The organism is Amycolatopsis eburnea (genome assembly GCF_003937945.1).
Classification (GTDB): domain Bacteria; phylum Actinomycetota; class Actinomycetes; order Mycobacteriales; family Pseudonocardiaceae; genus Amycolatopsis; species Amycolatopsis eburnea.
In genome coordinates this window covers 24777-37004 of record NZ_RSEC01000062.1, presented here as the reverse complement: position 1 = coordinate 37004, position 12228 = coordinate 24777, and the positions used below count along the sequence as shown (strand labels likewise).

Sequence of the window (12228 nt, the reverse complement as noted above, 5' to 3'; positions counted from 1 at the left end):
CGACAGTTTCCGACCGCTTATCGCCATCGACACCATCACCCCGCCCTCACCGGGCGGTCTTGCCGGCGCCCGCGGCCTCCCGCGCGGTCTCGCGGCGCTCCTGCGCCGGGACCACGACGTCGGTGCGCGCGGCCCGCACGTGGCGGGCGGCGCGGCGGGCGCGGGCGGCCCAGGCGCTGCGCCCGGCCTTCCGCAGTTCCTCGGCCCGGTAGGCCGCTTCGGCGCGGACCGCGTCGAGCATGAGATCGCTGTGCATCGTGTTCCCCTGTTCCCGAGTTCTCCGGTTTGGTAGCACTCAGGTTCGTCCTGAGGGGGCGCCTCAGGCATCGGGTGATCACGCAGCTCTGGTCGCGAAAAGACCCCTTACTCCCGGTCGAGCCCAGCTCGGCGGGGGTAAGGGGTCTTCGTGGACGGCCTCAGCCGTGCGTGCGGCCGCCGGTCCGCACCGCGGCCAGCAGCCCCCGCCAGCCCGACGCGGGCAGGCGGAACGCACCACCTTCGGGGTCCTTCGAGTCGCGCACCGCGGCGCCGCCGTCGACGAAAGCGACCTCTACGCAGTCGTTGCCGCCCCCGCTGTGGCTGCTCTTGCGCCAGCGCGCCCCGGACAGATCTGCTTCCATGGTCCCCAACTCCCTTAGTGTGTCCTCGGTTCCAGATGGTGCACCGGAGCCGGAGCGGCAGCCTGCTCGGCGAACCGTCCGGCGGCCTCGGCGATCAGATCCACCGAGTCGTCCGGCTTCAGTGCGGCCGCGCGCAGATGGTCGAACATCAGCCCGTAGCGCCGGACGTCTGTGGGTTCCTCCAGGTAGAGGCCGCTGGACGTGCTGTCGTCGACGTAGACGACGTCCGGGTCGGCCTGCTCGGGGAACCCCATGATCAGGAAAGGGCCCTCCATGCCGGGGTGCGCGCCGGCGCCGAACGGCACGACCTGGACGGTCACGTTCGGTTTCTCGGCGACCGCGACCATGCGGTAGAGCTGCTCGGCCATCACCTCGGGGCCGTCGACCACCCGGCGCAGCACGGCTTCGTCCATCACGGCCCAGTACTCCGGCGGCGGGGTCTCCGACAGCAGTTCCTGGCGCGCCATCCGCGCGGCGACGCGGCGGCGGATCTCGGCGTCCTCGGCGTCCGGGCGCAGCGCGCGGATCACCGCGCGGGCGTACCGCTCGGTCTGCAGCAGCCCGGGCACCAGCAGCGCCTGGAACGCGCGCAGCGAACTGGCGTCGGCCTCGAGCCCGACGAAGGTGCCGGTGAAGACCTCGTTGTAGGCGTGCCACCAGCCGCGCTTGCGGGCTTCCCTGGCCAGCTGGACGAGCGCTTCCTGCTCGTCGCCGGTGATGCCGTAGAGGGCCAGCATGTCGCGGGCGTCCCGCGGGGTGACGCCGACGTGGCCGGTCTCGATGCGGCTGATCTTCGAGGCGGAGCACTCGAGCTTCTCGCCGACCTCGTCGATGGTCAGGTCCGCGGCTTCCCGCAGCCGGCGCAGCTCGCCCGCGAGCCTCCGGCGGCGAACCGTGGGGCTCTGTCCCCGTGCCATCGCGCACCTCCGGATGTCGACGGCGTCGTAGCCGTTCGGTCGCTGCCAGTATCCAACCACGACAGTGCCGCAATAACACCGGCACTTATTCCCGCCCGGCCAGCCGGGGCGGAATCTGCAATTTGCAGAATGCTCTTGTATGCTCGCGGCCTGCACTGCCCAGGACGCGCGCGGGGCCCGGTGGCTCCGTCCCCAAGCCCCCGCCCGGCCCTGGTGAGCAGCGTAGACGATGGATCCGCGGCCCGCCGCGTGATCGTCGGGAGAAGAGGTCCGGGGCCGTCCCCCGATCGGTCCCGGCCCTCTCCCCCGCCCGAGTGCCCTTTTGCGGAGCGGGATATTCCGCCAATTTGTCGCCCGTAGGGGTGATTTCCGCGCCGCGTTCAGAGGACGCGCAGGAGTCCTTCTTGGACGACCGTCGCGATGAGCGTGCCGTCCTCGGCGAAGAACCGGCCCGTGGCGAGGCCGCGGGCGCCGGACGCCGTCGGCGAAGCGCTGTCGTAGAGGAACCACTCGTCGGCGCGGAACGGCCGGTGGAACCACAGCGCGTGGTCGAGGCTCGCGCCGAGCACCTTGTCGGTGTCCCAGTAGACGCCGTGGCGCGCGAGCACCGAGTCCAGCAGCGTCATGTCCGAGGCGTAGGTGAGCACGCAGACGTGCAGCAGCTCGTCCTCGGGCAGCTTCCCGTCGGCGCGCATCCACACCTGGTTGCGCGCGGGCCGCTTCCCGGTCTCGCGGGTGATCCACGGCGGCTCGTTGACGTAGCGGACGTCGATCGGCCGCGGCCGGCTGTGCGCGCCGATCGCGTAGCCCTCGGCGCGTTCCATGAGCGTCGGCAGCGTCTCGGGCGCGGGGATGCCCTCGGGCATCGTCTCGGCGTGCTCGATGCCCGGTTCGTCCTTCTGGAACGACGCCGACAGCGAGAAGATCGCCTTGCCGTGCTGGACCGCGACGACGCGGCGGGTGGTGAACGACCGGCCGTCCCGGATCCGGTCGACCTCGTAGACGATCGGCACGCTCGGGTCGCCGCCCCGGATGAAGTACGCGTGCAGCGAGTGCACCCGGCGTTCCTCGGGGACCGTGCGCCCGGCCGCGACCAGCGCCTGGCCGGCGACCTGTCCGCCGAACACCCGCACCGGCGAATGGGCGGGCGAGACGCCGCGGAAGATGTTCTCTTCGATCTTTTCCAGGTCGAGCAGCGCGATCAGGCGGTCGAGCACCGGTTGGCCGCCACCGGGCCGGTCGGGTTCGGTGGCGGCCGTCCTGGCCATTTCAGTCATGGCAGGACCTTACGTCCATACTGAGCGGTCGGTCCCTCAAGCGTGGTCGTCTTCACCGAGCCGGTGCACGCGGATGAGGTTCGTCGACCCGACGGTCCCCGGCGGCGAGCCGGCCACGATGACGACCAGGTCGCCCTTCTGGTACTTGCCCATCTCCAGCATCGCGTGGTCGACCTGCTGGATCATCTGGTCGGTCGAGTCGACCTTCGGCACGATCCGGGTCGTGGTGCCCCAGGTCATCGACAGCTGGCTGCGGACGCTCTCTTCGGGCGTGAACGCCAGCAGCGGCAGCCGGGTGTGCAGCCGCGCGAGGCGGCGCACGGTGTCACCGGACTGCGTGAAGGCGACCAGGGCCTTCGCGTTGAGCCGCTCGCCGATGTCGCGGGCGGCGTAGGAGATCACGCCGCGCTTGGTGCGCGGGACGTGCGAGAGCGGCGGGACGACCGGCGAGTCGGTCTCGACCGCCTCGATGATCCGGCCCATCGTCTCCACGACCTCGATCGCGTACCGGCCGACCGAGGTCTCGCCGGACAGCATCAGCGCGTCGGCGCCGTCGAGCACCGCGTTCGCGACGTCGGAGGCCTCGGCGCGGGTCGGCCGGGAGTTGTTGATCATCGACTCGAGCATCTGCGTCGCGACGATGACCGGCTTCGCGTTCTCGCGGCAGATCTGGATGGCGCGCTTCTGGACCAGGGGCACCTGCTCCAGCGGCAGCTCGACGCCCAGGTCGCCGCGGGCGACCATGACCGCGTCGAAGGCCAGCACGATGGCCTCGAGGTTGTAGACCGCCTCGGGCTTCTCGATCTTGGCGACGACCGGCAGCCGTCCCTTGCCCATCCGGTCCATCACCTGGTGGACCAGGTCGATGTCGGCGGGCGAGCGGACGAAGGAGAGCGCGATGAAGTCGACGCCCAGCTCCAGCGCGAACTCGAGGTCCTCGATGTCCTTGTCGGACAGCGCCGGCACGGAGACGTCCATGCCGGGCAGCGAGACGCCCTTGTTGTTGCTGACCGGGCCGCCCTCGGTGACCTCGCAGACGACGTCCGGGCCCTCGACGCCCTTGACGACCAGGCCGACCTTGCCGTCGTCGACCAGCAGCCGGTCACCCGGCTTGGCGTCCTTGGCGAGGCCCTTGTAGGTGGTCGAGACCCGGTCGTGGGTGCCGGCGACGTCCTCGACGGTGATCCGCACGACGTCGCCGTTGTGCCACTCGACCGGCCCGCCGGCGAACGTGCCGAGGCGGATCTTCGGCCCCTGCAGGTCGGCGAGGATGCCGACCGCCCGGCCGCTCTCCGCGGCCGCGGCCCGGATCAGGTCGTAGACCTGCTTGTGGTCGCTGTGGCTGCCGTGGCTGAAGTTCATCCTGGCCACGTCCATGCCCGCATCCACCAGGGCCCGCATCTTCTCCGGCGTGGCGGTGGCGGGGCCCAGGGTACAAACGATCTTCGCGCGTCGGCTCACGTCTGCACAGCGTAGTCCCTCTTCGCGCGTTCGTCTGTACCGATCCCGAAAAGTTCAGAAAAACTGTTCAGAAACCCGCCCCGTCCAGCCGGTCAACGCCGGGGTTGCGCGCTCGGGCCGATCCGGTCGCGGGCCCACTCGTTGAACTCGCGCAGCTGCCGCCAGGCCTTTTTCACCCGGTCGAGGGCACCCCGCTCGTGGAGGACGTCGTCCGGTTCCCAGGCCCGCACCGCGTACACCGAGCGGTAGCGCAGCAGGTCGAGGCGGGGGTGGTCGGCGTCGAAGCCCCGGGGTTTCGACTTCAGCCGGTCGCCGCGGATCTCCCAGCCGCCCTTCTCGAGCTTGGCGAGGATCTTCTCGAGCGCTTCGCCGTGCAGCTCGGTGTCGACGGCCTGCCGGAACCGGGCGAGCTGGTCGGCGGCCAGGTGGAAGCAGCCGCCGCCGACGCGCAGGCCTTCGGGGCCGACCTCGACGTAGTAGGCGCCGCCGCCGCGGCCCTGCTCGATCACCGCGCCGCAGTGGGTCTTGTACGGCGTCTTGTCCTTGGCGAACCGGACGTCGCGGTAGGGGCGGAACACCTTGGGCTCGCCGAAGCCGTCCGAGAACTCCGGCGCGAGCTCGGCGAGCAGCGCTTCCATGGGGGCGCGGACGTCGGACTTGTAGGTCTCGACGTGGTCGTCCCAGTAGGGCTTCGAGTTGTCCTCGACGAGGCCGTCGTAGAAGTCGACGGCGTACTCGCCGAATCCGCTGAACTTCACGCCGTGGACGATAAACGGGGGCACCGACAACTTTCGCCGGTGCCCCCGCGGGTGCTTACTTCGCGACGGCCGTGATCAGCTCGCCGTCGGTGGTGTCACCGGACAGTTCCCAGAACATCGCGCCGCCGAGCCCCTGCTGCCGGGCGTAGTCCACCTTGCCCGCGATGGTCGACGGGGTGTCGTAGCTCCACCAGTTGCTGCCGCACTTGGCGTACGCGGTGCCGGCGACCGTGCCGGTCGAGGGGCAGGACGTCTTGAGCACCTTGTAGTCCTCGATGCCCTGCTCGTACTTGCCGGGCGCCGGGCCGGTCGCGGTGCCGCCCGGGGCGTCCTGCGTGACGCCCGTCCAGCCGCGGCCGTAGAACCCGATGCCCAGCAACAGCTTGCCCGCCGGGACGCCCTTGCCCTTGAGCTTCTGGATCGCCGCGTCGGAGTAGAAGCCCGGGGTCGGGATGCCGGTGAAGTTCGTCAGCGGCGAATGCGGAGCCGTCGGACCCTGCGCGGCCCAGGCGCCGAAGTAGTCGTAGGTCATGACGTTGTACCAGTCGACGTACTGCGCGGCGCCGCCGTAGTCGGCCGCGTCGATCTTGCCGCCGTCGGTGCCGTCCGCGGTGATCGCGGAGGTGACCAGCTGCGAGCCGAACTTGGCGCGCAGGGCGGCCATCAGGTTCTTGTACGTCGCCGCGCCGCTGGTGTCGCAGCTCAGGCCGCAGGCGTTGGGGTACTCCCAGTCGATGTCGATGCCGTCGAAGACGCCGGCCCAGCGCGGGTCGTTGACCAGGTTGTAGCAGGAGTCCGCGAACGCGGCGGGGTTCTGCGCCGCCTGCCCGAAGCCGCCGGACCAGGTCCAGCCGCCGAACGACCAGATCACCTTGAGACCCGGGTGCTTGGCCTTGAGCTTCTTGAGCTGGTTGAAGCTGCCGGCGAGGGGCTGGTCCCAGGTGTCGGCGACGCCGTCCACGCTGCCCGCGGCGTCGTAGGTCTTCTGGTAGTCGGCGTAGGCGTCGCCGATCGCGCAGCCGCCGTTCGTCACGTTGCCGAAGGCGTAGTTGATGTGCGTCAGCTTGCTCGCCGAGCCCGACGTCTCGATGTTCTTGACGTGGTAGTTCCGGTCGTAGACACCCCACTCGGTGAAGTAGCCGACGACCTTGCCGACGGACGCCTGCGCGCTTTCGGTGGCGGCGGTGGCCACCGGGGCGGTCGCGGCCCCCGCGACCAGGCCCGCGACGGCGGCCACCGTCAGCAGCGCCGAGAAGCTCTTCCTGCGGGACATGCGTTCTCCCTCCGGAGAATTACTCACGGCCGCGTTGCCGGAGTGGTGAGGACCACACCACCGTAAGTGGACTAGACCATTAGGTCAATGGTTCAGACCAAGCAGCCCACGGGCCGGGTCGTGCATGCCTTGACAGGAATATGCCCGGCGGAGCACATTTCGGGGGTGATGCAGACCTTCGAGGTGCTGGCCGAACCCCGCCGCCGCACGATCCTGGACCTCCTCCGCGACGGCGAGCGCTCGGTCGGCGAACTGGTCGAGGAGATGGCGCTCAGCCAGCCGGCGGTCTCGAAGCACCTGCGGGTGCTGCGGGAGGCCGGCCTGGTGACGGTCCGGGTGGCGGCGCAGCGGAGGTGCTACGCGCTGAGGCCGGAGCCCCTGGCGGAGGTGGACGCGTGGCTGGCCCCGTACCGGCGGTTCTGGGGCGAGCGCCTCGACGCGCTGGAGCGGCGCCTGGACACCACCGACCCGCACTGAGCGGCCTGGACGCCATGGCTGCGGCGGCGGCTTCGCCGACGTCTTGAATGAGTCATTCAGGTCTTCGGAGGTCCTGAATGACTCATTCAAGACACCGCTGGCCCCGGCGCGGCTTCGCCGGAGCCCTGGCGCCGGACCGACCGCGCCGGACCGATCGCGCCGATCCGACCGCGCCGATCCGGCTTGCCGTGCGGTGTCAGGGCGCCGGCGGCTCGAACGTGATGCCGCGCTCCGCCGCGCGGCGCTCGCCCCACTCGTACAGGGCCGTCAGCGCCGGGCGGAGCTCCTCCCCCACCGGCGTCAGGTGGTACTCGACCCGCGGGACCCGGCCGGGGATCTCCACCCGGCGGACCAGGCCGTCCGCGGTCAGCTCGCGCAGCTGCTGGGTCAGCATCTTCTCGCTCACCCCGGGCACCCGGCGCCGCAGTTCGCCGTAGCGGTGGGCGCCTTCCTTGAGGTGCGCCAGGAGCACCGGCTTCCACTTGCCGCCGATCAGGTCGACCGCCAGTTCCGTCGCGCAGTGGTACCGCTTCACGCCGTTCCTCCCCACGCACCGGAAAGTACGTGCTTGCCGCCGCGGCCCGGCCGCTGGTTGCCTGACCGGGTGATCGTCGACTACTTCCGCTACACCGTGCCAGAAGCCGCGCGGGCCGAGTTCGAAAAGGCCGCGGCCGGGCACCACGTCGAGCGCGCGCCCGGCCGGTACCTGGTGCGCGCGACGTCGCCGTTCGGCGGCATCGAAGGGTTCACGCCCGACGGCGAACCCGAACGCTACGAAACCACCACCCCCTCCCTCTACGACTGGGCGGGCGGCCGCGAAGCCCTCGTGCGCCTCCTCACGATCTTCTACGGCCACGTCCTCGAAGACCCGCTGCTCGAGCCCGTCTTCCGCGACATGGACCCGCACCACGCCGAGCACGTCGCCGTCTGGCTCGGCGAGGTCTTCGGCGGGCCGCCCGCCTACACCGGCAGCCACGGCGGGCACGCCCACATGATCGGCCGCCACCTCGGCCGCGGGATCACCGAGCCGCAGCGCCGGCGGTGGGTGTCGCTGCTGCTCGACGCCGCCGACGAGGCCGGGCTGCCCGGCGACCCCGAGTTCCGCGCGGCCTTCGCCGGGTACGTCGAGTGGGGCAGCCGCCTGGCCGTGGTCTTCTCCGCCCCCGGCGCCGAGCCGAACCCGCACGAACCGGTCCCGCGCTGGGACTGGCCGATGCCGCCCTGGCCGCAGGCGGGGCCCTAGCCGCATAGTGAGGGCAGGCGAAAGGAGGCTGCCCTTGATCCGGGTGGACGGCCGGACCCTCCGGTGCGCGGACGTCGTGACGGCGGCACGCACCGAGGGCCCGCTGGGCATCGACGTCTCGATCGCCGCGCAGCGCGCGGCCGAGCACGCGTGGAAGCTCGCGGAAGACCTGAGCACGCGCCGCGTGGTCTACGGCCGGACCACCGGCGTCGGGGCCAACAAGGACGACACCGTCGAGAGCTCGCGGGAACACGGCCTGCGCCTGCTGCGCAGCCACGCGGGCGGCAGCGGCGACGTGCTGCCGCCCGGGCAGGTCCGGGCGATGCTGCTGATCCGGCTGAACCAGCTGCTCGCCGGGCGATCCGGGATCAGCCCCGAGCTGATCGGCGCGCTGGCCGAAGCGGTCCGCTCCGGCGCGCTGCCGCTGGTGCACCGGCTCGGCGCGATCGGCACCGGCGACCTCGCGCCCCTGGCCGAGACCGCGCTGGCGCTCACCGGCGAACGGCCGTGGGTCACCGGGCACGTGCCGCCGGTCCCGGTGCACGCCGGCGACGCGCTGGCGTTCATGAGCAGCAACGCCGCGACGCTCGCCGAAGCGACCCTCGCCGCGATGCGGCTGGACGCGCTGACCCGGGCGAGCCACGCCGTCGCGGCGCTGACGTACGTCGCGCTCGACGGCAACCCCGAGGCGTACGCGACGCCGGTGCACGAAGCGCGCCCGCACGCCGGGCAGGTCGCCTGCGCCGCGGAGATGCGGCGGCTGCTGGGCATGCACCAGACGCCGAAGCCGGGCCGCCGCATCCAGGACCCGTTCGGGCTGCGGGCGTTCCCGCAGGTGCAGGGCCCGGCGCTGGACGCGATCCACTACCTGCGGGACGTCCTCGCCGTCGAGATCAACGCGAGCACCGAGAACCCGATGATCTCGACGGTGCACGGCGACGCCTACCACCACGCGCACTTCCACACGGCGTACGTGTCGACCGCGCTGGACCAGGCCCGCGCGACCGTGCACCAGGTGGCGGAGCTGTCGGTGGCGCGGCTGGGCGACCTGGTGGAGCCGGAGTTCACCGGGCTGCGGCCGTTCCTGGCGGCGGGCCCGGCGGGCAGCTCGGGCGTGATGATCCTCGAGTACGTGGCGCACGACGCGCTCACCGAGCTGCGGCAGGCCGCGCTCCCGGCGACGCTCGGCACGGCCGTGGTGTCCCGCGGCATCGAAGACCACGCGAGCTTCTCGACCCAGGCGGCCCGCGCGGCGACCGCGGCGTGCCAGGCCTACCAGCAGGTCCTGGCGTGCGAGCTGGTGGCGGCGGTCCGGGCGCTGCGGATGCGGGACGCGGACCTGGTCGACCTGCCGGTGCGCGACGCCTTCGAGATCGCGTCCGAGGTGCTGGACGCGAGCGTCGACGACCGGCCCCTGACCGACGACATCGCCGCCGCGGCCGGCGTCCTGGACCGCCTCGCCCGGATCTAGCGTGAACCCGGACCGCCCGGACCGCCAATAAGGGGAGCAGGTGGCGGACGACAGGCAGGCGGTTCATGAGTTCACCAGGCGCGGCCGACGCGGAGATCATCGCGGCGTCACTGCGGCAGCCCGAGCGGTTCGCGGTGGTCTTCGACCGCCACGCCGCGCACATCCACCGGTACCTCGCCCGGCGGCTCGGCGGCCAGCTCGCCGACGACGTCCTCGGCGAGACGTTCCTGGCCGCCTTCACCGGCCGCGGCCGCTACGACCCGGCCTTCCCGGACGCGCGGCCGTGGCTCTACGGCATCGCCACCAACCTGGTCGGCAAGCGCCGTCGCGAGGAGGCGCGCGAGTACCGGCTGCGCGCCGCGCTCGGACCGCCCGGCACGCAGGAGGGGCACGCGGACCGGGTGGCCGCGCGGGTGAGCGCGCAGGCGCTGACCGGCAGGCTCGCCGCCGCGCTGGCCGGGCTCGCCCGCGGTGATCGCGACGTCCTGCTGCTGATCGCCTGGGAAGGCCTGTCCTACGAGGAAGTCGCGACGGCGCTGGGCATCCCGGTCGGCACCGTCCGGTCGCGCCTGAACCGGGCCCGCAAGAAGGTCCGCGCGGAACTCGCGCCCGCCGAGGAGGTTTCGAACCGTGGATGAGCTGCAGCTGCTGTGGGACTTCGCCGGACCGGCGACGCTCCCGGCGCACGACGACCTCGCCCGCCAGCGAGCCGAGCTGCTCGCCGCCACGACCGCGCGGCGACCGGCCCGGCGCTGGGTGTGGGGCTCGGTCACGGCGGCCGGGCTCGCCGCGGCCGCCACCGCCGTCATCGCCCTCACGCCGACGGCGCCGACGGCTCCGCCGCCGGTCGCCGGCCCCCAGGAAATCCTGTACCGGGCCGCCGCCGCCGCGCGCGCCCTGCCGGACGTCGAGCCTCGGCCCGACCAGTTCCTCTACACCAGGACGCGGCTCGCGGACGGCCGGGAGAACGAGTTCTGGGTGTCGGCGGACGGGACCCACGACGGCCTCGAGGTCCTCTTCGGCCACGAAACGGAAATCGCGGGCTGCCGCGCCGGGAAGCGCGTGCAGAAGGAAGGCCGGGGGCGGACCGTGACCAGCCGGTGCGAGCCGCGTCCGGCCGTCCACCCCGACCTGCCGACGGACGCCGACGCCATGCTCGCCCACCTGCACCGGAGCACCCACGGCGAAGGCGACACCCTGCACGACCTCGGCAACGAGGCCGTGGACCTGGCCGGGGACTACCTGCGGCCGGCGGCGCGGGCCGCGCTCTACGAGGCGCTTGCGAAGGTGCCCGGGCTGGTCGCCCGCACCGACGCGAAGGACGCCACCGGCCGGGCCGTCCTGGGCATCACGTGGAACAGCACCACCGAGCACGGGATCGGCAACCAGGACGAGTTCCTGTTCGACCCGGTGACCTTCGCCTACCTCGGCAATGGGACGACCGGCGCGGTGGTCAGCCAGGGCATCGTCGACGCCGTGCGCCAGCGCCCCTGAAAGCCGTGAAGGCCTCCTTACCGGCTTTTATGACCGGTAAGGAGGCCTTCACGGACAACGAGCTCAGCCGAAGAAGACTTCGGCTTCCTGGTAGCGCTCGGCCGGGACCGTCTTCAGCTCGGCCGTCGCCTCGGACAGCTTCACGCGGACGATGTCCGTGCCCTTGAGGGCGACCATCACGCCGAAGTCGCCGTCGGCCACCGCGTCGACCGCGTGCAGGCCGAAGCGGGTCGCGAGGACGCGGTCGTAGGCCGTCGGGGTGCCGCCGCGCTGGACGTGGCCCAGGACCACCGCGCGGGACTCCTTGCCGGTGCGGTGGGCGATCTCGTCGGCCAGCCAGGTGCCGATGCCGCCGAGGCGGACGTGCCCGAAGGCGTCCTTCTCGCCGGTCAGCAGCTTCTCCTCGCCGCCCTCGGGCAGCGCGCCCTCGGCGACGACGATGATCGGCGCGTACTCCTTCTCGAAGCGGCTCTCGACGTAGGAGACGACCTGGTCGACGTTGAAGTGCTTCTCCGGCACCAGGATGACGCTCGCGCCGCCGGCCAGGCCGGAGTGCAGCGCGATCCAGCCGGCGTGCCGGCCCATGACCTCGACGACGAGGGCGCGGTGGTGCGACTCGGCGGTGGTGTGCAGCCGGTCGATCGCCTCGGTCGCGATGGAGACCGCGGTGTCGAAGCCGAAGGTGTAGTCGGTGGCGCCCAGGTCGTTGTCGATGGTCTTGGGCACGCCCACGACGCCGACGCCGTCGTCGGTCAGCCGCTTCGCGACGCCGAGGGTGTCCTCGCCGCCGATCGCGATCAGCGCGTCGACGCCCTGGTCGGCCAGGACCTTCTTGATCTTGTCGACGCCGCCCTCGACCTTGTACGGGTTGGTGCGCGAGGACCGCAGGATGGTGCCGCCGCGGGTCAGGATGTCCTCGACGTCGTTGAGGCCGAGCGGACGGCTGTCCCCGGTGAGCGGGCCGTTCCAGCCGTTGCGGAAGCCCACGAAGTCCCAGCCGTGCACCTCGATGCCCTTACGCACCACACCGCGGATGACCGCGTTGAGCCCCGGGCAGTCGCCGCCGCCGGTCAGCACACCGACACGCATGAGAAGCCTCCGTCTGTTCTCTGGAGATGACAGTCACATTTCGTCGTCCGCCAGAGTAGCGGCTCTCGTCTTGATCGGTGCAGCCCGTACCACCTGCCGAATCGGTCCGCGCCCGGCGTGTGCTACCTTGGCGCCGTGCAGCGCTATT

At 71.8% G+C, this 12228-nt stretch carries 14 protein-coding genes; 5 read left to right on the top strand and 9 right to left on the bottom strand.

Going from position 1 to position 12228, the window contains the following annotated elements:
* Positions 1-46 precede the first annotated feature (46 nt).
* From EIY87_RS42355 to EIY87_RS42325, 7 genes are all read right to left on the bottom strand, one after another.
* Positions 47-256 (bottom strand): hypothetical protein, encoded by a 210-nt coding sequence (locus EIY87_RS42355; protein WP_125315639.1) that lies wholly within the window; start codon positions 254-256, stop codon positions 47-49.
* A 160-nt stretch (positions 257-416) separates the two neighbouring features.
* A complete protein-coding gene (locus tag EIY87_RS42350; RefSeq protein WP_125315638.1) occupies positions 417-620 on the bottom strand; it encodes a DUF397 domain-containing protein in 204 nt (67 codons plus the stop codon).
* Between the two features lie 14 nt (positions 621-634).
* Positions 635-1537, bottom strand: coding sequence for a helix-turn-helix domain-containing protein (locus EIY87_RS42345; protein WP_125315637.1), 903 nt, complete (start codon positions 1535-1537; stop codon positions 635-637).
* Between the two features lie 380 nt (positions 1538-1917).
* Entirely contained in the window at positions 1918-2814 is an 897-nt protein-coding gene (gene tesB / locus EIY87_RS42340; protein ID WP_125315636.1) for an acyl-CoA thioesterase II, read from the bottom strand.
* A 36-nt stretch (positions 2815-2850) separates the two neighbouring features.
* A complete protein-coding gene (gene pyk / locus EIY87_RS42335) occupies positions 2851-4275 on the bottom strand; it encodes a pyruvate kinase (protein WP_125315635.1) in 1425 nt (474 codons plus the stop codon).
* Between the two features lie 92 nt (positions 4276-4367).
* Entirely contained in the window at positions 4368-5033 is a 666-nt protein-coding gene (locus EIY87_RS42330; RefSeq protein WP_125315634.1) for a DUF2461 domain-containing protein, read from the bottom strand.
* A 55-nt stretch (positions 5034-5088) separates the two neighbouring features.
* On the bottom strand, positions 5089-6306 hold the full coding sequence (locus EIY87_RS42325; RefSeq protein ID WP_125315633.1) for a glycoside hydrolase family 18 protein: 1218 nt from the start codon (positions 6304-6306) through the stop codon (positions 5089-5091).
* 165 nt (positions 6307-6471) lie between these two features.
* Between EIY87_RS42325 and EIY87_RS42320 the strand changes: the two genes are divergently transcribed.
* On the top strand, positions 6472-6783 hold the full coding sequence (locus tag EIY87_RS42320; RefSeq protein WP_125315632.1) for an ArsR/SmtB family transcription factor: 312 nt from the start codon (positions 6472-6474) through the stop codon (positions 6781-6783).
* A 196-nt stretch (positions 6784-6979) separates the two neighbouring features.
* On the opposite strand, the gene EIY87_RS42315 is transcribed toward EIY87_RS42320, so the two are convergent.
* Positions 6980-7318: a winged helix-turn-helix transcriptional regulator gene (locus EIY87_RS42315; protein WP_125315631.1), complete on the bottom strand. Its 339-nt coding sequence runs from the start codon at positions 7316-7318 to the stop codon at positions 6980-6982.
* A gap of 69 nt (positions 7319-7387) precedes the next feature.
* Between EIY87_RS42315 and EIY87_RS42310 the strand changes: the two genes are divergently transcribed.
* From EIY87_RS42310 to EIY87_RS42295, 4 genes are all read left to right on the top strand, one after another.
* Positions 7388-8026 (top strand): group II truncated hemoglobin, encoded by a 639-nt coding sequence (locus tag EIY87_RS42310; protein WP_225440389.1) that lies wholly within the window; start codon positions 7388-7390, stop codon positions 8024-8026.
* Positions 8027-8060: 34 nt separating this feature from the next.
* On the top strand, positions 8061-9497 hold the full coding sequence (locus EIY87_RS42305) for an aromatic amino acid ammonia-lyase (protein WP_125315630.1): 1437 nt from the start codon (positions 8061-8063) through the stop codon (positions 9495-9497).
* Positions 9498-9562: 65 nt separating this feature from the next.
* Positions 9563-10135 (top strand): RNA polymerase sigma factor, encoded by a 573-nt coding sequence (locus tag EIY87_RS42300; protein ID WP_125315629.1) that lies wholly within the window; start codon positions 9563-9565, stop codon positions 10133-10135.
* Positions 10128-10991 carry a CU044_5270 family protein gene (locus EIY87_RS42295; RefSeq protein ID WP_125315628.1) on the top strand — a complete coding sequence of 288 codons (864 nt, stop codon included), beginning with the start codon at positions 10128-10130 and terminating at the stop codon, positions 10989-10991. Before EIY87_RS42300 ends, EIY87_RS42295 begins: the two co-directional genes overlap by 8 nt.
* Positions 10992-11054: 63 nt before the next feature.
* Here EIY87_RS42295 and EIY87_RS42290 read toward each other — a convergent pair whose 3' ends face one another.
* Positions 11055-12080 (bottom strand): 6-phosphofructokinase, encoded by a 1026-nt coding sequence (locus tag EIY87_RS42290; protein ID WP_125315627.1) that lies wholly within the window; start codon positions 12078-12080, stop codon positions 11055-11057.
* Positions 12081-12228: the final 148 nt, after the last annotated feature.

Bases quoted from the DNA above. Each gene is read 5' to 3' on its own strand.
- EIY87_RS42355 (WP_125315639.1), bottom strand. From the start codon at position 256: ATGCACAGCGATCTCATGCTCGACGCGGTCCGCGCCGAAGCGGCCTAC.
- EIY87_RS42350 (WP_125315638.1), bottom strand. From the start codon at position 620: ATGGAAGCAGATCTGTCCGGGGCGCGCTGGCGCAAGAGCAGCCACAGC.
- EIY87_RS42345 (WP_125315637.1), bottom strand. From the start codon at position 1,537: ATGGCACGGGGACAGAGCCCCACGGTTCGCCGCCGGAGGCTCGCGGGC.
- tesB (WP_125315636.1), bottom strand. From the start codon at position 2,814: ATGACTGAAATGGCCAGGACGGCCGCCACCGAACCCGACCGGCCCGGT.
- EIY87_RS42325 (WP_125315633.1), bottom strand. From the start codon at position 6,306: ATGTCCCGCAGGAAGAGCTTCTCGGCGCTGCTGACGGTGGCCGCCGTC.
- EIY87_RS42300 (WP_125315629.1), top strand. From the start codon at position 9,563: ATGAGTTCACCAGGCGCGGCCGACGCGGAGATCATCGCGGCGTCACTG.
- EIY87_RS42290 (WP_125315627.1), bottom strand. From the start codon at position 12,080: ATGCGTGTCGGTGTGCTGACCGGCGGCGGCGACTGCCCGGGGCTCAAC.